Raw genomic sequence first — 22248 nt, 5'->3', positions numbered from 1 at the left:
TCCTGATGATGAATTAACATAGCGCATATGCATGTTTTTTATGCGTGAACGTTCCCTTTGGCCAAGTTTGATCTCCTATGCAATTCACTTTTAAAACCATCTTTCGGATGTTCTTCGCACTGATTATTTTCCTAACCACCTTTGCGTTGTTTCTGACCTGCTTTGCAAAAACCAAAGAAATTTTACAAGCCGAGCAAACTTTTGCCTCAGCACAAAGTTTTAAAATGAACTCTCGTCCCGATCAAACTCTGGTTCTACTTTCAAACAATAAAGCACCCGATGATCATATTTATTTGCATGTGGCCAATCATGGTTATATCGCCAAACTCAGCTGTAATCATTATTTAACCGACATTTGTGTAGATGACTACAACGAACAACATACCCGCCAAATTCAGTCAATTGAACTACTCAAAGCAGGGCAATTTAATTACATTCAGCAAGTCAGTTATCTCGATACACGTACACAAGATGTTAAAACATTGCGTTATACGCCTGAGCAAATTCAGCAGTTTTACCGTGCGGATATGAGCAACTTAAAGTATGTGGTGTTTGGGGTGTTGTTATTTGCCTGTATTGCGTTATATGTGAGCGTCCGTATTGCTCGAAACTTTAAGCAGTTCTTAAACCGATAGAAATGAATTGGTTAAAATAAAAAGAGGTGATTAATCACCTCTTTTTTATGACTTAAATGGCTTGATTAAAAGTATCACAACTTTCAACTTGCCCCGACTTAAAGCCCGTGCCAAACCAAGTCATACGCTGCTGACTGGTTCCATGGGTAAAGCTATCAGGCACCACTTGCCCTGTTGCCCGCTTTTGTAGGTAATCATCACCAATCTTATGTGCAGCATCCATCGCTTCTTCAACATCGCCTTGCTCTAAGAACTGAGTTCGTTGATTGTTATGATGCGCCCATACTCCTGCTAAACAGTCAGCCTGTAACTCTTGGCGTACCGATAAAGCATTGCCTTGCGCTTTTGAGCCCTGTGCACGAGCTTTTTGCACTTGTTCAGAAATCCCTAAAATGGTCTGAATATGATGTCCAACCTCATGTGCCACAACATAAGCCTGAGCAAAGTCACCCGCTTGATCTTGGCGCGCCAACTCCGTTTGGTTTTGCTCACCGCCAATACCCATTTGAGTCCGCATGTCTTTAAAGAAAGCGGTGTCGATATACACCTTCTGATCTGCTGGACAGTAAAACGGCCCCATTGCAGACTGAGCAGTACCACAACCCGAATTGATCACTCCTGAAAACATCACCAACTTGGGCGGAACATATTGTTGTCCCAATTGCTGTTGGAAAATTTGACTCCATGTGTCTTCAGTATCGGCCAGTACAGTACCGACAAAGTCCATCGCTTCCTGCTGATCAGGCGTTGGGTTATCCAAACCTTGAGTTTCTGCCGCTCCAGTTTGTGCGGTCACTTGTTTAGTGGCTTGGTAGGCTTGCTGCGGATCGACTCCTAGAAATTTCCATGCCACAAAGGCTACGATCAGCCCTAAAATACTGATGCCACCCGCCTTGACACCGCCACCACCGCGGCGATCCTCGACATTGCTACTGACACGACGTCCCTTCCAACGCATAGCACTCTTCCTTCTTCTAATACATGCTGACCCGATCCAGTTTATGCCTTTTTTGAGCTCGGCCAAACTTTTTTAATCAAGCTCACAATAGCCAATACAATCAAACCAGCCACAAAACCAATCACTAAGTTAATCAGTGTTGGGGTTAATGCCCCCACAATGCTTCCCACAGTTGGAATATGTTCAGCATAATCCACTGAACCTTCAGTGAAATGATGCAATAAAGGCACGCCGTGGGAAATAATGCCACCACCCACTAAAAACATCGCGATAGTGCCCACGATGGTTAAGGTCTTCATTAGTTTTGGTGCAAAAGCCAATAAACCACGGCCAATAGTTTGCTTAAATGAAGAGGCTTGCTGAGCTAGATACAGCCCTAAATCATCAATTTTAACAATCATCGCCACAAAACCATACACACCGACGGTCATTAAAATGGCAATTACAGACAACACCATGACTTTGGTTGAAAAAGTTGCAGCAGCCACAGTCCCCAGTGAAATCACCACAATTTCTGCCGACAAAATAAAGTCGGTACGAATCGCCCCTTTAACTTTATCTTTTTCAAAAGTCGCCATATCGGTTTCAATCGCAGTTAATTCTTGGCTGGCTTCTTCTTCGGTTTTGGCTTTTTTGTGATGCAAACTATGTAGGACTTTTTCTACCCCTTCATAGCATAGAAATAAACCACCAATCATTAACAGTGGCGTGATCAGCCACGGTGCAACCACACTAATCAACAGCGCCGCAGGGACTAAAATTAATTTATTAACAAAAGAGCCTTTTGCCACAGCCCAAACCACAGGCAGCTCACGGTCAGTACGAACCCCGCTGACCTGTTGAGCATTGAGTGCTAAATCATCGCCCAAAACACCCGCCGTTTTTTTTGCCGCCATTTTACTCATGACCGCAACGTCATCTAATATCGTGGCAATATCATCTAGTAATATTAATAAGCTACTCGCCATTTATTTTTATCCATCTTGAGAATTCTGACATTTTAATCTGTGATCTAAGCTTTTGAATATTTGTTTTTTGAAATTTAACTGATTTTATAATTTTTTCACTGCAGTTTTTTTAAGACTGACATTGAAAAAGATTATGCCGTACAATGTCTGCATTCTTTGAAAATAGCATGTCGCTACGACGACTTTGGAAATAGATAATGAGTAATCAAGACAACCGTCCTGTTATTTTGACAGGCGACCGTCCAACGGGACAACTTCATTTAGGGCACTTTGTCGGATCTTTACGTTCACGTGTGGGGTTGCAGGATTCACACCATCAGCATTTATTATTGGCCGATGCGCAAGCCTTTACTGACAATGCCGATAACTTTGAAAAAGTTCGCCGCAATATTCTTGAAGTTGCCACAGATTACTTAGCAGTCGGGATCGACCCAACCAAAACCACCATTTGCGTGCAGTCGAGCTTATCCGCGCTAAATGAACTCACCATGTTGTATCTCAACTTTGTGACCGTGTCTCGTTTAGAACGTAACCCAACCATCAAGTCTGAAATTCAGATGCGTGGTTTCGAACGTGATATTCCAGCGGGTTTCTTATGCTACCCAGTTGCACAAGCAGCAGATATCACCGCATTTAAAGCAACGGTTGTACCTGTGGGTGAAGACCAGATTCCAATGATCGAACAGACCAATGAAATCGTACGCCGCTTAAACCGTCAGATTGGTCAGGAATTACTGCCTGAATGTAAGGCCCTGCTTTCTAATATGAGTCGTTTACCTGGCTTTGATGGTAAAGCCAAAATGTCGAAATCTTTGGGCAATACCATTGTGTTGGATGCAACCGATAAAGACATTAAAAAAGCTGTTAATGCGATGTACACCGACCCGAACCACCTGCGTGTTGAAGACCCAGGTCAGGTTGAAGGTAATATCGTATTTACGTATTTAGATGCGTTTGATCCAAACAAAGAAGAAGTTGAAGAACTGAAAGCACATTACCGCCGTGGCGGTTTAGGCGATGGTACGGTGAAAAAACGTCTTGAAGGCGTATTGAAAGAGCTGATCACGCCAATTCGTGAACGTCGTATGGAACTTGCGAAAGATCCTGATTACATCATGGATATTTTGAAGACTGGTACAGACAAATGTCGTGATATTACTCAACAGACTCTAGATGAAGTTAAATCGGGTTTAGGGGTGTTTCATTTCTAATCCGTTCTTAAACTAAAGCGCATATTTAAGCCTTTCTCACTGAGAAAGGCTTTTTTGATCACTAAACAAACAAAAATAAGCCACATGCATCTCAAAAACTGACATTTAGTGTCGTTTGTTAACCTAAATTTACAGTAATTAACGTGAATACTCATGAAATAAGAATGCACAGCCCTTATGATAAGTCCATAGCTTAGATTAACCCTGAGATATAACGTTTCTCCTTTTTACCGAAACTGTGTAACAACAGATTCGTAGTTCTACGCAATGAATACCCCAATCATTGCGTATTTTTTTGCCTAAAATTTGTCAAATCACAATTAAATCCGCTTTCTCATTACGTGCCAACAAACTTAGACATTCTGTTTTTTGAATGCTATGCTAAAGCCCAATTTCAATACAATTCTTTTTAAAAATTTACACTTAACTGATAACAGCATAAAAATAGAGAACCTTTAGAATGTGGGAATTATTTACTCACCCATCCAATTTAATTTTTAGTATTTGCCTCAGTCTGATGTTTTTATTGGGACTGCTCGAATTGATTCTATTGGTGTTAGGGGGCGGCTCACAAGGCCTACTTGACCAATTCCTACCTGATGACTTAGGCAGTACTAAAGACGTCGACATTGCACTAGATGCCGATCAAGGTTGGCTCAACGCCCTGCTGGATTGGTTGTTTATTGGCCGTGTTCCTCTCTTGGTTTGGCTGATTATCTTCCTCACTCTATATAGCTTAAGTGGCTTTATTCTACAGTCCATTCTTCAAACTTGGACGGGAAGCTATTGGAGTGCATGGATCATGGCACCACTTTGCCTCATACTTTCGATGCCTATGATTCGTTACAGCGCCATGCTGATTGCTAAAATTTTGCCACAAGATGAAACCACAGCAATTTACAGTGAAGAGCTGATTGGACGAACAGCACTGATTATTTTAGGTGAAGCTAAAGTCAACTCACCTGCTCAAGCACGAGTCCAAGATCAGTTTGGGCAAACGCATTATGTGCTGGTTGAACCTGAAACAGACCTTCATTTTTCTCAAGGTCAAGAAGTCATTTTGACTCAAAAAACCAAGATTGGCTTTAAAGCCATTTCACTTTAATTCTTTCATTTTGTACTTATAACTTTAAATAAAATCGGGACCCTTATGCTCAGCAACAATTTCTATAACATTCTTATTCTTGCAGGGATTATCTTTGCAGCTCTGGTTATTATCGGCATTATTATTGCCCGTCTGTACCGTCGTTCCAGCAAAGAAATCTCTTTCGTACGTACCGGTTTTGGCGGCGAAAAAGTCATTTTAGGTGGCGGTGCAATTGTACTGCCTGTATTACATGAAATTATCCCTGTCAACATGAACACGCTACGTTTAGAGGTTCGCCGTGCTGATGATCAAGCGCTCATTACCCGGGACCGTATGCGCGTCGATGTCATGGCTGAGTTCTATGTCCGTGTGAAGCCACTAGCAGAATCAATTGCAGTGGCCGCGCAGACTTTGGGACAGAAAACCATGTCTCCAAATGAGTTGAAGAACCTTGTAGAAGGTAAATTTGTCGATTCCTTGCGTGCTGTAGCAGCTGAAATGGCGATGGAAGAGTTGCATGAAAAACGCGTGGATTTCGTGCAAAAAGTACAACAAGTCGTGTCCGAAGACTTACATAAAAATGGTCTAGAGCTAGAAACTGTGTCATTAACAGGTTTAGACCAAACAGGTTTCAAATACTTTAACCCTCAAAATGCATTCGATGCCGAAGGTTTAACCAAGCTGACCGAAACAATTGAAGACCGTCGTCGTAAACGTAATCACATTGAGCAAGACGCTGACCTTGCCATTAAGACCAAAAACTTAGAAGCAGAACAAGCGCGCCTACAAATCATTCGTGAAGAAGAATACGCCAAACTACAGCAAGAGCGTGAAATTGCAATTCGCCGTGCAGAACAATTGGCTGAAATTGCCTCTCAAGAAGCAGAGAAAAAACGTGAAGCAGAAGAAGCACGTATTGCAGCTGAGCGTGAAGTAGAGTTAAAGCGTATTGGTGCAGCACGTGATGTGGAAAGCCAAAATATTCAAAAATCACAAATTATTGAACAAGCGCAGGTTGAACAAAAGAAAACCATCGAGCTGGCTGAACAGTCACGTGCCATTGCAATTGCTGAAAAGTCGCGTGAAGAGTCTGAAGCCAAAGCTTCTGCTGACCGTGCCCGTGCTGAAGCCGTTAAAGCCGAAGAAGAAGTGATTACCGTACGTGAAACCCAGCGTGCTGAGCGTCAAAAAGCAGTTGAGTTGGTTGCTGCGAAGCAAGCTGCAGAAAAAGATGCGATTGCGATTACGGTTGCAGCTGAAGCAGGCAAACAAGCCGCTGCCGATGATGCCGAAGCCGTTCGTATTGCAGCGGAAGCTCAAGCCGAACAAGCTCGCTTAAAAGCCAAAGGTGAAGCAGATGCCAAAATACTATTGGCTCAAGCAATGGAAAAACAATACCAAGTCGACGCGGATGGTACACGTGCGGTGAATGAGGCCAACAACGTCTTATCTCCTGAGCAAGTCGAAATGCAAATTCGGCTAGCTTTGTTAAAATACTTACCTGAAATCATTCGTGAAAGTGTTAAACCGATGGAAAATATTGATGACATCAAAATTTTACAGGTCAATGGTTTAGGCAATGTCGGTTCAGTAGCATCTGGGGTTGATGGTGCGGAATCTTCACAAGTTGCTTTGTCTGATCAAGTGGTAAATAGTGCGCTACGCTATCGTACTCAAGCACCACTAATTGATAGCTTGATGAATGAACTAGGGATTCAAGGCGGCGACATCAATGGTTTAACCCAAAGCTTAAAACCGCAAAGCAAAACTCAATAGCACTTATACTTACAAGCAAAAAACGCGACGATCTGTCGCGTTTTTTATCTACTTTAATATTTAACTTTCAATAAAATACACATTTAAGCTGTTAAAACGATAAACCTAAGAATTTGCCCAGCGCAGTAAGCCCATCATCTATTATAAAAATTTAAGTTATTTTAGCTTGATAATAGATTCGCCGACCATCAGAAAAGTCCAAAAAGTAATATGAACATCCTAGACGCTACAATTGAGTGAAAATATTCTAAACAGTAACGGAAAAAACTTTTTAATGAATAAATAGAATTAAGCTATTTAGTGCAAACGCACCCAAAAGAAACGAATCAATTGCCCACGATCATAAGGAAAATTTGAAAGGTACTCATATCCCACTTTATTTCTTTTGTTGACTTTAATTTCAATACCATACCCGAATGAAATACTGAGTACATCCAAGTCTGAACTGTGAAATTCCCCTGTCCCTAATTTATGGCTCAAACCATCCGAGTTGTAGGCCGAGTAGTTAAATATACGAATATATTCATTCTCATAAAAATCGTTATTGATCAATGTATAATCGTTTTCTTCTTCATCATGTTGTGCCGCTAACTGCTGATAATAGTGGAAAATATCATCACTCAAAGACTCAGCCAAGTAGACGTCTTCATTTTCAGCATAAGCGCTATTCATCGCTAGCCCGAACAAGAATAAGCAACGACAAAACAATAAATGAATAGGCTTTAACATCTGCAATACTATGTCTTCAAAAGAATTATTTTAATTATGAATATAGCATAGTCTCCTATATAAACAGTGTACACCAAATATTTATCAACTCTCAGATTGTTAAGTACATAGCAAATCTTGCACGTAAGCGTCCGCTGAACACACCTTATGAATTCATCCTATAAGCCTTAATTTAGTCCCCACTTAAAAACAAGTGGGGACTAAAATTTATGACTACAAATAACCAGACATCCATCGCATCTCTTGCGAAAAAACGAAGAACATACAGTGCTGAATTTAAACAGCAGATCGTTCAGGCTTGTAAAGCACCGGACGTTTCAATTGCTTCGGTCGCTTTGCAACATGGATTGAATACAAATCTTGTATCCAAATGGATTCGCTTAATTGATGCTAAGCCAGGGAATGATCGCTCACCACTACCGAATAAACCTGCATTTATTGCCTTATCCTGCTCTGCACCATTAGATCCTACTCCTACTGACATATTAACGGTTCAAATTACTTTACCCCACTCAAAAGCAGAAATTGGCTTGAAATGGCAAGTATCAAAAATATCTGCTTTAGCAGAATTACTCAAGGCACTGGCAACATGATCCGTATCGATGAAATCTGGTTGTCTACCCAGCCCATGGACATGCGAGCAGGAATGGATACGGCCATGGCTCAGGTGGTGAGAGCCTTTGGCTACATCAAACCGCATTGTGCTTACCTGTTCTGTAATAAACGTGGCCATCGCATGAAAGTACTGGTGCATGATGGACTGGGGATCTGGCTGTGTGCCCGGCGGCTGGAACAGGGCAAATTTCACTGGGCTAAAGTTCACCAGGGTGAAAGCGTAGCCCTCAGCCCGGAACAGTTACAGGCACTGATCCAGGGTTTGCCCTGGCAGCGCATTGGACAACAGCAGGTAGTGACGATGCTCTAAACCAGGCTGCTACATTCTGCTATTCTCCAAACGTTCTATTTCCTCTGCGTCATGACCTCAGGCATACTGCGGTCATGAATACGCTGCCTGACTTAAGCCAACTGACCCATGAACAACTGCTGGAATTTACCAGACAGTTGGCAATGCAGCATCAACAACTCGCAGAAGATAACCAACAATTAGATACCAAAGTTCAGCATCTTGAAGCATGCAACCAACATCTTTCCATTCTCAATCAAAAATACGAGCATGAACTGGCGCTGTTTAAAAAGCACAAATTCGGCAGTAAAAACGAACATCTCACCGCAAAACAAATCCATCTCTGGGATGAAGCGGTCGAAGAAGATATTGCAGCCGTTGATCTAGAATTAGAACGATTAAATGCAGATAAAACCGATGCAGCGACACAGAAAGCCACAGTCAACAAACCTAAACGTCGACTGCTACCCGATCATCTACACACCATCCGTATTGAGCATGAACCTGCATCAACCCAATGCAGTTGTGGCTGCCAGTTACGTCGTATCGGCGAAGATATCAGTGAAAAACTGCATTTCAGACCGGCACAGTTCTATAAGGAACAGCATGTACGTGGCAAATGGGTCTGTGATCAGTGTGACACCCTGACTCAGCAAGCGATGCCCGCCTATGTGATTGATAAAGGTATTGCCAGTCCTGAACTGCTCAGCCATGTGCTGGTATCGAAGTATGCCGATCATTTGCCGCTGTACCGTCAGCGCCTGATCTATCAGCGGGCGGGCATTGATCTGTCCAGATCCACGTTATCTGACTGGATTGGTCGCTGCGGTGTAGAACTGGAACCTCTGGCCAATGCCTTAAAACAGGTGATGCTGCAACAGCGGGTGATCCATGCCGATGAAACGCCGGTCACCATTATGCGGATGGGTGAGAATGAGAAAAAACCGAAGAAAGGTTATGTCTGGGCCTATGCCACCACACAGTACAATCCAGTTCAGGCAGTGATCTATGACTTTCAGGATAGTCGTTCAGGTCAGCATGCTGAAGCGTTCCTGAATGGCTGGCAGGGTCATCTGGTCTGTGACGATTACAGTGGTTATAAAGCACGCTTTAAATCAGGCCAGGTCATTGAGGTGGGCTGCATGGCGCATGCACGTCGTAAATTCCATGAGCTACATGTGACTGGGAAAAGTCAGATCGCTGAACAGGCATTACTGATGATTCAGAAACTGTATGCGATAGAAGCAGAACTCAGGAAAAAGACCGATAGTACAGCAGAACACCGCCGCGAATACCGACAACAGCACAGCCAACCGGTGATGCAACAACTGTATGAATGGCTCAACCAACATTATCTGACGGTGCCATCGAGTTCTCCAACCGCCAAGGCCATCAATTACAGTTTTAAGCGTTGGCCAGCTTTAAGCCGCTATCTGGATGATGGCAATCTACCCATTGACAATAACTGGGCAGAGAACTCAATGCGCCCCTGGGCCTTGGGACGAAAGAACTGGCTATTTGCAGGTTCGCTGCGCAGTGGTCAACGAGCAGCCAATATCATGACTTTAATCCAGTCAGCAAAGCTGAATGGGCTGGATCCGTATGCCTATTTAAGTGATGTGCTGAAAAGGCTGCCGACACATAAAGCGACCCAAATAGAAGAATTACTGCCACATCGCTGGAAATCCAACTCAAATTAAAAAATAGGCATGGGGTTCAGCGGACGCTTACTCTTGCACTAATTTACCCATTTTGTTTTTTGTCCAATATGGCTAAATATAGTTTTCAGCTAAGATTAAACACTCTAACCCCCATATTATTTTTATACAGAGAAATGTATTAGGGCAAACCAATATGCTCTCCACAAAAAAGCCGTATGTGCAATTAAGACATACGGCTTTTTCCTTTAAAATATAAAAGGCTTAAACTAAACCTTTGTCCTTTAAAAGTTGGAACATCGTTGAACCGAGTTCTGCTGGGCTACGCGTATAGGCCATCCCAGCCTTTTCAAATGCTGCAAACTTTTCTTCCGCAGTACCTTTACCACCAGAAATAATCGCTCCCGCATGCCCCATACGCTTGCCTTTCGGTGCTGTTACACCGGCAATATAACCCACCACAGGTTTAGTCACATGCGATTGAATATATTCCGCGGCTTCTTCTTCAGCCGTACCACCAATCTCACCAATCATGATAATCGCTTCAGTTTGTGGATCGTCTTGGAACAGTTTCAAACAATCAATTTGGTTCATGCCCGGAATTGGATCACCACCAATACCAATACAGGTCGATTGCCCTAAGCCTAGTTTCGTCGTTTGAGCAACTGCCTCATAAGTCAACGTGCCTGAACGCGAGATAATACCAATTTTACCCGGTTGGTGAATATGACCCGGCATAATCCCGATCTTACATTCATCTGGAGTAATAATACCCGGACAGTTTGGACCAATCAGACGTGTACCATTGCCATTGGTTTCAAGATAGCGCTTGGCTTTGAGCATGTCTAAAGTTGGCACGCCTTCTGTGATGACCACAATCAGTCCAACACCTGAGTCCACTGCTTCAATAATTGAATCTAATACAAACGGTGCTGGCACATAAATCACAGTCGCATCTGCGCCTGTGCCTGCAACTGCATCTTTCATGGTGTTAAATACAGGTAAATCTAGGTGGGTTGTGCCACCTTTACCAGGAGTTACCCCGCCAACGACTTTAGTTCCATAATCTAGTGCTTGTGCTGAGTGGAATGTACCGTTTTTACCTGTAAAACCTTGTACCAATACTTTGGTGTCTTTATTAATTAATACGCTCATATTGATACTCCTTACGCTTTTACTGCAGCAACAATTTTTTCTGCGGCATCCGACAAGCCATTTGCAGAAATAAGTTTTAAACCTGATTCGTCAAGTAATTTGGCACCCAATTCAGCATTGTTCCCTTCTAAACGAACAACTACAGGTACGGTCACATTTACTTCTTGAACCGCTGCAATAATTGCTTCAGCAATCATGTCACAACGTACAATTCCACCGAAGATATTAATCAATACCCCTTGTACAGAGGTATCTGCCAGAATAATTTTAAACGCTTCAATTACACGGTCTTTAGTTGCACCACCACCGACATCAAGGAAGTTCGCAGGTTGGCCGCCATAAAGTTTAATAATATCCATGGTTGCCATCGCAAGGCCTGCACCATTAACCATACACCCAATGTTGCCTTCAAGCGCGACGTAGTTGAGGTCAAATTCAGACGCTTTTAACTCACGTTCATTTTCCTGTGACTTATCGCGCAGCGCAGCAATTTCTGGTAAACGGTACAGCGCGTTTGAGTCAATCCCCACTTTGGCATCGACACATAGGATGTCACCATTTTCACGCACAGATAGTGGGTTAATCTCAAATAAAGCAAAGTCATTCTCGATGAATGCTTGATACGCAGCAGACATCACTTTCACAAATTGATTCACTTGACCATCTTTAAGGTTCAACTTAAATGCAACTTCGCGTGCTTGAAATGGCAATAAGCCAACCAAAGGATCGACTTCAACTTTGATAATTTTTTCAGGGGTTTCTTCAGCAACCTTTTCAATTTCAACGCCACCTTCGGTCGAAGCCATAAAGGTCACACGACGGCTTGAGCGGTCAACCACTGCACCTAAATACAGCTCACGCTCCACAGGATAAACATCTTCCGCGACAAGTACGCTGTTGACAGGTTGGCCATGACTATCGGTTTGATAGGTAACGAGGTTGGTCCCGATGATGCTTTTTGCATATTCAGCAGCTTCCATTGCTGACTTTACAACTTTTACGCCACCCGCCTTACCACGACCACCCGCATGCACCTGGGCTTTCATTACAGCAAATTTTCCGCCTATTTGATCAAAGGCTTTTACTGCTTCTTCTGGAGTGGTGGCAAGTACGCCCTCTTGGACAGGCATACCATATTTTTTTAATAGCGCTTTAGCTTGATATTCATGTAAATTCATCGACTAACCTTTTTATTACTGCTTATTTACTTTTTGTTGCACCGAAACTGTTTACTATCACAGTAACCATTTTGGATTTTTAAAACTTCTTGTCTTTATTTTTAGATGATTCTTCATGAGAAGACAACACCTGAAACAAAAAAGAGCGACCGTAGTCGCTCTTTTCGTTGTCTTATTTGCGTTTACGCTGGATTGCGTGAATCGCTCGACCATCCACTGCAAGTGCAGCTTCATGAACCACTTCTGAGAATGTTGGGTGACCGAAAGTCATCAACTGTAGATCTTCAACCGAAGATACAAACTCAAGTGCAATCATACCTTGGTGTACGATGTCAGATGCAGCAGGTCCAATCACGTGCATACCCAGTAAACGATCAGTTTTTGCATCAGCAACAAACTTCACGAAACCAGCACCTTCACCAGCTGCTAAAGCACGACCATTGACAGCAAAACCGAATTGACCTGTTTTAACTTCATGGCCTTTTTCTTTGGCTTGCTCTTCAGTTAAACCGACCCATGCTGCTTCTGGATGTGTGTAGATCACAGAAATGATCGTGTCATAGTTCACTTGAGCTGCATGACCGTGAATACGCTCAACAGCCATTACACCTTCTTCCATCGCTTTATGCGCAAGCATTGGGCCACGGACCAAGTCACCAATTGCATATACACCGTCAACAGACGTCGCACACCAATCGTTCACATCAACTAAACCGCGTTCAGTGAGTTTGATGCCGCAATCATCAGCCAATAGACCTTCAGCATATGCACGACGGCCTACACAAACGATCAACTTATCAAACGCTTGAGTTTTTTCTTCGCCGCCTTGAGTATATTTAACAGTGACTTCAGAACCATTAACTTCTGTGCCAGCAACTTTAGCACCAACACGGATATCAAGACCTTGTTTCGTCAAAAGTTTTTGGTAGTCTTTCGCCAAGGCTTTATCAGCCATTGGTAAGAATGCGTCCATCGCTTCAAATACAACAACTTCAGCACCTAGACGACGCCATACTGAACCAAGCTCTAGACCGATTACGCCCGCACCAATGACACCTAAACGCTTAGGTACTTCTTGGAATTCTAGTGCGCCTGTAGAGTCAACAATAATGTCTTGATCTACTGGAGCTACAGGAATGTTCACAGGCACAGAACCCGTCGCAAGAATCACATATTTAGGCTCTAAAATTTGAGTTTCACCTTCGTGAGATACAAACTCGACTTTTTTGCCTGCAAGTAATTTACCTGTACCTTTTAACCACTCGATACCATTACCTTTAAGTAATTGGTCGATACCGCCAGTTAATTGGTCAACGATTTTGTCTTTACGCGCAAGGAGTTTAGGCAAATCAAAGTTCACTTCACCTGTTGTAATACCGTGATCAGCTAAGTGATGCACTGTATCTTCGTAGCGGTGAGAAGAATCAAGCAATGCTTTAGACGGAATACAACCCACGTTTAAGCACGTCCCACCTAATGATGGTTTGCCTTTGTGAATACGTTTTTCAATACACGCAACTTTAAAACCAAGCTGCGCTGCACGAATCGCTGCTTCATAGCCACCTGGGCCACCGCCAATTACAACAAGATCAAATTGTTGAGACATTTTTATCTCCAAAAATGGGCTTAGAGGATCGCTCTAAGCCCATGTTTTATTCTTTAGAATTAAAGGTCAAGGATCAATTTAGCTGGTTCTTCTAACAATTCTTTGATTGTTACAAGGAAACCAACTGCTTCTTTACCATCGATTAGACGGTGGTCATAAGAAAGCGCTAAATACATCATCGGTAAGATTTCTACTTGACCGTTTACAGCCATTGGACGCTCTTGGATTTTATGCATACCCAAAATCGCAGTTTGTGGTGTATTCAAGATCGGAGTCGACAATAATGAACCGAAAGTACCACCGTTGGTGATTGTGAACGTACCGCCAGTCATGTCTTCGATGCCCAATTTGCCATCACGTGCTTTGTAAGCAAAGTCACGGATACCATTTTCAACTTCAGCATAGTTCATTCGGTCTGTATCACGAAGCACAGGTACAACTAGACCACGCTCAGAAGATACCGCTACACCGATGTCATAATAACCGTGGTAAACAATGTCATCACCATCAATTGAAGCGTTAACTGCTGGGTAGCGTTTAAGCGCTTCAGTTGCAGCTTTAACAAAGAAAGACATAAAGCCAAGACGCGCACCGTGACGCTTCTCAAATGCGTCTTTGTATTGAGCACGCATTTCCATGATTGGCTTCATGTTCACTTCGTTAAACGTCGTCAACATTGCAGTTTCTTGCGTTGCAGCAAGCAGACGCTCAGCAACACGCTTACGAAGACGTGTCATAGGAACACGCTTCTCAACACGCTCACCCACAGCAACACTTAATGGTGCTGCAGCTGGAGCTGCTGGTTTAGTTTGGTGATTTGCCACATCTTCTTTTGTGATACGACCACCACGGCCTGTACCTGCAACATCAGCAGCTGGAATACCAGACTCAGTCAATGCTTTACGCACAGCAGGCGCTTGATCAGCAACTTGAGCACGTTCAACGACTGGTGCAGCACCCGCTTCAGTTTGAACAACCGCTTGTTCTACTTTCGCTTCAGACTGAACTGCTTCAGTTTGCGCAGCGCCAGATACAGCACCTTCTTCAAACTGTGCAATCACTTCATTTGAAAGAACAGTGTCACCTTCACCTTTAATGATCGATGCAATTGTACCGTCAGCAGGAGCAACAACTTCTAAAACAACTTTATCTGTTTCAATATCACAGATCACTTCATCACGTGATACTGCTTCACCTGGTTGTTTGTGCCAAGTTGCGATTGTTCCGTCCGCAACTGACTCAGGGAATACCGGTGCTTTAATTTCGGTTGCCATTACTAAGAATCTCCTGTTATTCAGCTACGATCGCTAAAGCGTCATTTACGAGCTGAGCTTGTTGTTTTGCATGCAAATATGGTGAACCACAAGCCGGTGCAGCAGAAGCTTCACGACCTGCATAACTGATACGTACTGGTTTAGCCGACTTCATTACATCATCATATAAACGAGGGGCAATAAATAACCAAGCACCTTGGTTCTTCGGCTCTTCTTGCGTCCAAACAATGTCTTTCACATTTGGATATTGAGCAAGAACTTCAGCAATACGTTGTTCAGGGTATGGATACAATTGTTCAATACGAACGATTGCAGTGTTATTCAACTCTTGCTCACGACGTTTCTCAAGCAAGTCATAGTAAACCTTACCACCACAAAGCACTAAACGTGTTACGTCTGCTTTGTTGATGTTGTCGATTTCATCAATCACAGTTTGGAATGTACCATTTGCAAGTTCACTTAAAGTAGACGTTGCAAGCTTGTGACGAAGTAAAGACTTCGGTGACATGATGATCATTGGCTTACGAATTGGGCGAATCGCTTGACGACGTAAAGCATGGAAAATCTGTGCAGGCGTAGTCGGTGTCATCACTTGCATGTTGTCTTCAGCACATAGCTGCAAGAAACGCTCTAAACGTGCAGATGAGTGCTCTGGACCTTGACCTTCAAAACCGTGAGGAAGAAGTAAGGTTAAACCACACACACGCTCCCACTTGGTTTCACCTGATGCGATGAACTGATCGATTACCACCTGTGCACAGTTTGCGAAGTCACCAAATTGTGCTTCCCAAATGATCAAACTCTTAGGCAGAGTCGTTGCATAACCATACTCAAAACCTAACACCGCCATTTCAGACAACAATGAGTCATAAATAGCAGTACGTGGTTGATTTTCTTTGATATGGCAAAGTGGAATGTACGTTGAACCATCCACTTGGTTATGCAGTTTTGCATGACGGTGTGAGAAGGTACCACGACCAACGTCTTCACCAGTCAAACGAACCAAATAGCCATCATCTAAAATAGATGCATAAGCCAAAGTTTCTGCAGCACCCCAGTTCAATGGCATTTCGCCAGTTTGCATTTTTAAGCGATCATCAATCACTTTTGCAACTTGACGCTGCATCACGAAGCCTTCAGGAAGCTCGCGCATTTTGCGACCAAGCTCTTTTAAGCGATCCTCAGAACATGTTGTATCCCATACGTCTGTATAGTCATGTCCTAAGTACGGTGCCCAATCTACAAACATTTTTGTATTTGGTTCAAGTACCAATGCATTTGCAACGTGCTTACCTGCTTCTAAATCAGCACGGTAGTCTTCAACCATTTGATCTGCTTTAGCACGGTCTAATACGCTTTCTTGAACCAATTGGTCTGCATACAGCGCACGCGTTGTCGTTTTCTTGTTGATGACTTGATACATCATTGGCTGAGTTGCAGCTGGCTCGTCCGCTTCGTTGTGACCACGACGGCGGTAACAGAACATATCAATGACAACGTCTTTACGGAAAGTATGACGGAAGTCATGTGCCAATTGCGCAACAAACAATACTGATTCAGGATCATCACCGTTCACATGGAAGATCGGTGCTTGGATCATTTTCGCGATGTCCGTACAGTATTCTGTAGAACGCGCATCACGTGGATCAGACGTTGTGAAACCGACTTGGTTATTCACCACAATATGAACCGTACCACCCACTGTATAGCCACGTGTTTGTGACATTTGGAAGGTTTCTTGGTTAACACCTTGACCTGCAAATGCAGCATCACCGTGAACAATTACTGGCAATACGTCATCGCCACCAATGTCTTTACGACGAACTTGACGTGCACGCACTGAACCTTCAACCACAGGGCCGACGATTTCTAAGTGAGACGGGTTAAACGCCAATGCCAAGTGAACTTCGCCACCTGGAGTCATTACGTTTGAAGAGAAACCTTGGTGGTACTTAACGTCACCAGAACCTTTTTTATGTAAGCTCTTACCTTCGAACTCACCAAATAGGTCTGCTGGGTTTTTACCCATGATGTTTACAAGAAGGTTCAAACGACCACGGTGTGGCATACCAATGACCACTTCTTTACAACCTACAGAACCTGCACGCTGAATTAAAGCATCAACCATTGGAATGAAAGATTCACCACCTTCCACGCCGAAACGTTTTGCACCAACGTATTTATTACCTAGGAATTTTTCTAGGCCTTCAGCCGCAGTTAAACGCTCTAATACGTGTTTTTTCTGTTCTGCAGTGAAGTTGAATTGACCACGTGCACCTTCAAGGCGTTGTTGAATCCAACGTTTTTCTTTGGTATCAACAATGTGCATGTATTCTGCACCAATTGAAGCACAGTACGTTGCTTCCATGGCTTGAACCATTTCACCTAGAGTTGCTTCGTCTTTACCAATCAAAAGATTACCTGTATTGAATACAGTGTCTAAATCAGATTGGGTTAAGCCATGTGCAGCAAGGTCAAGATCTGGCACGATTTCACGTTTTGCCAAACCTAAAGGATCAAGCTTCGCTTTTTGGTGACCGCGGTTACGGTACGCTGCGATCAGTTGTAGTACGCCAATTTGACGACGCTCATGTTCTGTACTAACAGAACTCTGTACCACTGCTTGAACACGACTTGAATTACGACCTAGTAATAAGAATTGCTCACGTACATTGCTGTGTGGTTGATCACCTTTCGGGTATTTATCGAAGTATGCACGCCAGTCAGCTTCTACTGAGTCTGGTGCAGCCAAGTACTGCTCATAAAGTTCTTCAATATACGCTGCACTATCAGCGGAAAGTTCAGTGTCAAGACGCAATGCGTCAGCAACTTCTTGCATTTGTGGACCCATTTCCTATTGCAAAAACATTTCAGGATGCTTTTTAAGCGAACCCATGATTAGTAATGTCAAATTGGTAACATGACATTAGTCCCCATAAGGCGGATGCCATGAGGCGTTATCACTACATTAGAATTACCCAATGTGACAATGAATCATAACGCCCTCAGCGGCATCATCACTCATTCATACCCGGCCAAAACCGAGCAATTTTTTGCAAATCGACTTAGAAAAAATAAGGCGATGCATTATTTTTTCTAAAGCGACTAACCCTTCATTTATACTCGCTCTAATGCTGCTTAAATGTTGAATTAATGTACATATTTAGCGCGCATTTTTTAAATATAAACGTGCAAAAATTTTAACATACTCCCCATATTTCAATTGATTTTTTTGACACATACCTTTCATAAATTGGCGAAATACACATATCAAAATTTCATCTAATATATGGTGCTTTAAATAAAACCGAGTTTCAACGTAGACCAAAGTCTACTCCAAAAAACACATACGAAAAGAGAGCATCATCTTTCAATATGCCCTCCCCATCAACAACATCCATATTAACATCTTCATAACTTTTTTTGCAGACTCATACTTGCACTTATTTATGACATTTGTTTTAAATCGCCGCGCTTTTCACCAATCTGGTGCAATTTCCAAAAAAGCCACCTATCACAAACAAAAATAGTGCCAACCTCACACTCTCACTCAACTTTATTTCTACAGCAAAAATCTAGCTATAAAATAAAAAAGCACACCCTAAAGGTGTGCTTTTTCTAACTGAAGATCAGCCTACAGATTAACCCGCAGCATCTAAAAGCATGTTACGGATGTGACCGATTGCTTTAGTTGGATTCAAACCTTTAGGACACACTGATACACAGTTCATAATACCTTTACAACGGAATAGCGAGAATGGGTCGTCTAGACGAGCCAAACGCTCTTGAGTTGCTGTATCACGAGAGTCGATGATAAAACGGTATGCATTTAACAACGCTGAAGGACCCAAGAACTTGTCTGGGTTCCACCAGAATGATGGGCATGAAGTTGAACAACATGCACAAAGAATACATTCATATAAACCATCTAAGTGTTCACGCTCTTCAGGAGACTGTAAACGCTCTTTTGGTGGCGCAGGTTGGTTGTTGATCAAGAATGGATGAATTTTGTTGTACTGATCGTAGAACTGGTTCATATCCACAACTAAATCTTTAACCACAGGCAAACCAGGTAAAGGACGAACTGTAATCACTTCTGGTAAGTCGTTTAGGTTCCAAAGACATGCTAAACCATTTTTACCATTGATGTTCACACCATCCGAACCACAAATACCTTCACGGCATGAACGACGGAATGTTAATGATTCATCCTGTACTTTCAATGCAAGAAGTGCATCAAGCAACATACGGTGCTTATCAGTCAATTCTAACTTGAAAGTTTGCATGTACGGCGCTGCATCCTTATCAGGATCGTAGCGGTAGATATTAAATGTACGAGTACCTCTACTCATCTTACTTCTCCCAATTAGAATGTACGTGGTTTAGGTGGAATTGCAGCAACAGACAATGGCTTGTAACGTACTGGCTTGTACTCAAGACGGTTATCGCTAGAGAACCATAATGTGTGCTTCATCCACTCATCATCACGACGGCCATATGGGTAAGCTGGGTGATCAGGCGACTCTTCAAAATCTACAACCGTATGCGCACCACGGCACTCTTTACGAGCTGCTGCTGAGATCAATGTCGCTTTAGCCACTTCATACAAGTTTTCAACTTCTAAAGCTTCTACACGCGCAGTGTTAAATACTTTAGATTTGTCTTTCAAGTGAATGTTACGTACACGTGGTTCAATCGCAAGAATCTGCTTCACACCTTCTTCAAGAAGTGCAGTTGTACGGAATACACCAGCATGGTCTTGAACGATGTCACGAATTGCATCTGCAACCTCTTGAGCATTTTCACCAGTTGTTGAGTCATCCAATTTACGGATACGTGCAACAGTTTGCTCAAGTACAGTCGTAGGAAGCGGTTGGTATTCATCACCGTGATGTTTAGTCACGTAGTCAATGATGTGCTCACCCGCAGCTTTACCAAATACAACCAAGTCAAGTAATGAGTTCGTACCTAAACGGTTTGCACCATGTACAGACACGCAAGAACATTCACCAATTGCATAGAAGCCTTTAACAGGTTTCGTAAAGTTACGATCGCCCGCATTAGTCGAATAGATATCGCTATCTTTGTCATAATGTGCTGCAAATGCTTCAGTTTCAGAACCTTCAGGCACAACCACTTGACCGTGGATATTCGTTGGAATACCACCCATTTGGTAGTGAATTGTTGGTACAACTGGAATTGGTTCTTTGGTGATGTCAACGTTCGCGAATTTCTTACCAATCTCAAAAACAGATGGAAGACGTTTCATGATCGTTTCAGCACCCAAGTGCGTCATATCAAGCAAGATGTAGTCTTTCTTCGGACCACAACCACGACCTTCTTTAATTTCTTGGTCCATAGAACGTGATACGAAGTCACGTGGCGCCAAGTCTTTTAAAGTTGGTGCATAGCGCTCCATGAATGGCTCACCAGCATCATTACGAAGGATTGCACCTTCACCACGACAACCTTCAGTTAACAATACGCCTGCACCAGCAACACCCGTTGGGTGGAACTGCCAGAATTCCATATCTTGCAATGGAATACCTGCACGAGCCGCCATACCAAGGCCGTCACCAGTGTTGATATAAGCATTGGTTGATGCACGGTAAACACGACCCGCACCACCTGTAGCAAACAATGTCGCTTTGGCTTGGAATACTGCAATTTTACCCGTTTCTTGGTCAATTGCTGTTACACCTAGTACATCACCTGCTTCGTTACGAATCAGGTCAAGTGCGATCCATTCAACAAAAAATTGCGTACCCATTTTCACGTTGCTTTGATAAAGCGTGTGAAGAAGTGCGTGACCTGTACGGTCAGCAGCAGCACATGCACGTGGAACTGCTTTTTCACCGTAGTTTGCAGAGTGACCACCGAATGGACGTTGGTAAATCGTACCGTCTGCGTTACGGTCAAATGGCATACCCAAGTGTTCTAACTCATAAACCACTTGTGGCGCTTCACGCGTCATAAACTCGATCGCGTCTTGGTCGCCTAACCAGTCAGAACCTTTAACAGTGTCATAGAAGTGGTAGTGCCAGTTATCTTCTTGCATGTTACCAAGAGATGCACCAATACCACCCTGCGCTGCAACTGTGTGCGAACGAGTTGGGAATACTTTAGTTAAAACAGCAACTTTCAAACCAGCTTGAGCAAGTTGGTAAGACGCGCGCATACCAGAACCACCACCACCAACGATGACAGCATCGAAAGTTTCGTGTGGAATATTTGTGTAATCTTCTTTAGGGGTTATAGCGCCCATGATCTATTCCTATCAATTCGCCCAAAAAATCTGGATTGCCCAGATCGCATATGCAAATACAGCAATAATTACTGCTGAAGTCAGTACAAGGCGTAAACCTGAAGCTGAAGGACCCATTTGACGAGTAGTCACATAATCCGTGAATACCTGCCACATACCAATCCAAGCATGTGCAACAAGAGATAAGACGGCCAATAAAGATAAAATCTTCATTGGAGCTGTCATCATAAAGCCGTACCACTGTTCATAGCTAAAACCGCCATTGCATAGGATCCAACCTAAAACAACAACTGTATAAACCGCTAATACGACAGCACTTACACGTTGGATAAACCAATCGCGAGAACCTGAACCCGTTAAACCAGTAGCACTTTTCATTAGATAACAATCCATACAAATGCCGCAACGATACCGATTGCAGACAAGATCAATGAAATAGTAGCTGCGATACGACCACTTTGCAGTTCTTCAGCAATACCGATATCTGCAAGTAAGTGCTTAACGCCCGCAATAAAGTGGAAAATTAAGCCGGCTACAAATACCCATACGACAAAACGCACAATGAAGCTATTAAAAATAGCCTGAACTTGAGCAAATCCTTCAGGCGAAGACAATGACTTGTCTAAAATCCATAGAAGTACCGGTACGAGTAAAAATACGATGACACCTGATAGACGGTGTAAGATTGATGCAATAGCCACAGGGGATTTTAAGTTTACTTCTAAAACTTGACCCATGGACAAATTGACAGGTCTGTTGCTTTTCACAGCGGGCATCCTGTAAGTAAAAACTCCATCCGGAGTTTGTTGGAATTAATTCGAAGGAAAGCTGGCATTGTTCAGCA

At 43.0% G+C, this 22248-nt stretch carries 19 protein-coding genes; 7 read left to right on the top strand and 12 right to left on the bottom strand.

Features of this window, described 5'->3' with window-relative positions:
* Window positions 1–77: 77 nt before the first annotated feature.
* Complete coding sequence (locus ACSC9N_RS04380) at window positions 78–635, top strand: hypothetical protein (protein WP_010327279.1); 558 nt, start codon at window positions 78–80, stop codon at window positions 633–635.
* 52 nt (window positions 636–687) lie between these two features.
* Here the strand turns inward: ACSC9N_RS04380 and ypfJ are convergent, their stop codons facing one another.
* Complete coding sequence (ypfJ, locus tag ACSC9N_RS04375; RefSeq protein ID WP_004695581.1) at window positions 688–1593, bottom strand: KPN_02809 family neutral zinc metallopeptidase; 906 nt, start codon at window positions 1591–1593, stop codon at window positions 688–690.
* 41 nt (window positions 1594–1634) lie between these two features.
* Entirely contained in the window at window positions 1635–2561 is a 927-nt protein-coding gene (locus ACSC9N_RS04370; RefSeq protein ID WP_010327281.1) for a DUF808 domain-containing protein, read from the bottom strand.
* Between the two features lie 197 nt (window positions 2562–2758).
* Here ACSC9N_RS04370 and trpS point away from each other — a divergent pair, with 197 nt between their 5' ends.
* From trpS to ACSC9N_RS04355, 3 genes are all read left to right on the top strand, one after another.
* Complete coding sequence (trpS, locus tag ACSC9N_RS04365; protein ID WP_395475089.1) at window positions 2759–3772, top strand: tryptophan--tRNA ligase; 1014 nt, start codon at window positions 2759–2761, stop codon at window positions 3770–3772.
* 460 nt (window positions 3773–4232) lie between these two features.
* Window positions 4233–4877, top strand: coding sequence for a YqiJ family protein (locus ACSC9N_RS04360; RefSeq protein WP_010327282.1), 645 nt, complete (start codon window positions 4233–4235; stop codon window positions 4875–4877).
* 45 nt (window positions 4878–4922) lie between these two features.
* The gene (locus ACSC9N_RS04355; RefSeq protein ID WP_005400417.1) at window positions 4923–6635 is read left to right on the top strand and encodes a flotillin family protein; all 1713 of its coding nucleotides are present in this window, start codon (window positions 4923–4925) and stop codon (window positions 6633–6635) included.
* 297 nt (window positions 6636–6932) lie between these two features.
* On the opposite strand, the gene ACSC9N_RS04350 is transcribed toward ACSC9N_RS04355, so the two are convergent.
* Window positions 6933–7307 (bottom strand): hypothetical protein, encoded by a 375-nt coding sequence (locus ACSC9N_RS04350; protein WP_010327283.1) that lies wholly within the window; start codon window positions 7305–7307, stop codon window positions 6933–6935.
* A 266-nt stretch (window positions 7308–7573) separates the two neighbouring features.
* Between ACSC9N_RS04350 and tnpA the strand changes: the two genes are divergently transcribed.
* From tnpA to tnpC, 3 genes are all read left to right on the top strand, one after another.
* Complete coding sequence (gene tnpA, locus ACSC9N_RS04345; protein WP_098733097.1) at window positions 7574–7957, top strand: IS66-like element accessory protein TnpA; 384 nt, start codon at window positions 7574–7576, stop codon at window positions 7955–7957.
* The gene (gene tnpB / locus ACSC9N_RS04340; RefSeq protein ID WP_004282310.1) at window positions 7954–8289 is read left to right on the top strand and encodes an IS66 family insertion sequence element accessory protein TnpB; all 336 of its coding nucleotides are present in this window, start codon (window positions 7954–7956) and stop codon (window positions 8287–8289) included. Before tnpA ends, tnpB begins: the two co-directional genes overlap by 4 nt.
* A 74-nt stretch (window positions 8290–8363) precedes the next feature.
* Window positions 8364–9968, top strand: a complete 1605-nt coding sequence (gene tnpC, locus ACSC9N_RS04335; protein ID WP_004835366.1) for an IS66 family transposase — start codon at window positions 8364–8366, stop codon at window positions 9966–9968.
* A gap of 222 nt (window positions 9969–10190) precedes the next feature.
* Here tnpC and sucD read toward each other — a convergent pair whose 3' ends face one another.
* The 9 genes from sucD to sdhC form a co-directional block, all read right to left on the bottom strand.
* Entirely contained in the window at window positions 10191–11081 is an 891-nt protein-coding gene (gene sucD, locus ACSC9N_RS04330) for a succinate--CoA ligase subunit alpha (RefSeq protein ID WP_010327286.1), read from the bottom strand.
* An 11-nt stretch (window positions 11082–11092) separates the two neighbouring features.
* Window positions 11093–12259, bottom strand: coding sequence for an ADP-forming succinate--CoA ligase subunit beta (gene sucC, locus ACSC9N_RS04325; protein ID WP_010327288.1), 1167 nt, complete (start codon window positions 12257–12259; stop codon window positions 11093–11095).
* Window positions 12260–12431: 172 nt separating this feature from the next.
* Window positions 12432–13865, bottom strand: a complete 1434-nt coding sequence (gene lpdA / locus ACSC9N_RS04320) for a dihydrolipoyl dehydrogenase (RefSeq protein WP_010327289.1) — start codon at window positions 13863–13865, stop codon at window positions 12432–12434.
* A 59-nt stretch (window positions 13866–13924) separates the two neighbouring features.
* The gene (gene odhB / locus ACSC9N_RS04315; protein ID WP_004695562.1) at window positions 13925–15139 is read right to left on the bottom strand and encodes a 2-oxoglutarate dehydrogenase complex dihydrolipoyllysine-residue succinyltransferase; all 1215 of its coding nucleotides are present in this window, start codon (window positions 15137–15139) and stop codon (window positions 13925–13927) included.
* A gap of 16 nt (window positions 15140–15155) precedes the next feature.
* Entirely contained in the window at window positions 15156–17978 is a 2823-nt protein-coding gene (locus tag ACSC9N_RS04310) for a 2-oxoglutarate dehydrogenase E1 component (protein WP_010327290.1), read from the bottom strand.
* An 802-nt stretch (window positions 17979–18780) separates the two neighbouring features.
* A complete protein-coding gene (locus ACSC9N_RS04305) occupies window positions 18781–19491 on the bottom strand; it encodes a succinate dehydrogenase iron-sulfur subunit (protein WP_004982744.1) in 711 nt (236 codons plus the stop codon).
* Between the two features lie 14 nt (window positions 19492–19505).
* On the bottom strand, window positions 19506–21404 hold the full coding sequence (locus tag ACSC9N_RS04300) for an FAD-binding protein (RefSeq protein ID WP_010327291.1): 1899 nt from the start codon (window positions 21402–21404) through the stop codon (window positions 19506–19508).
* 12 nt (window positions 21405–21416) lie between these two features.
* Window positions 21417–21782: a succinate dehydrogenase, hydrophobic membrane anchor protein gene (gene sdhD, locus ACSC9N_RS04295; protein WP_004695554.1), complete on the bottom strand. Its 366-nt coding sequence runs from the start codon at window positions 21780–21782 to the stop codon at window positions 21417–21419.
* Complete coding sequence (gene sdhC, locus ACSC9N_RS04290) at window positions 21782–22180, bottom strand: succinate dehydrogenase, cytochrome b556 subunit (RefSeq protein WP_005400408.1); 399 nt, start codon at window positions 22178–22180, stop codon at window positions 21782–21784. The genes sdhD and sdhC overlap by 1 nt, the downstream gene beginning before the upstream one ends.
* Window positions 22181–22248 lie beyond the last annotated feature (68 nt).

The sequence above is a fragment of the Acinetobacter sp. PC34 genome (assembly GCF_051789135.1).
In the GTDB taxonomy this organism is placed as follows: Bacteria; Pseudomonadota; Gammaproteobacteria; order Pseudomonadales; family Moraxellaceae; genus Acinetobacter; species Acinetobacter johnsonii.
Note: the sequence above shows the minus strand (reverse complement) of the source record. Positions and strands in the feature narration are given on the sequence as shown.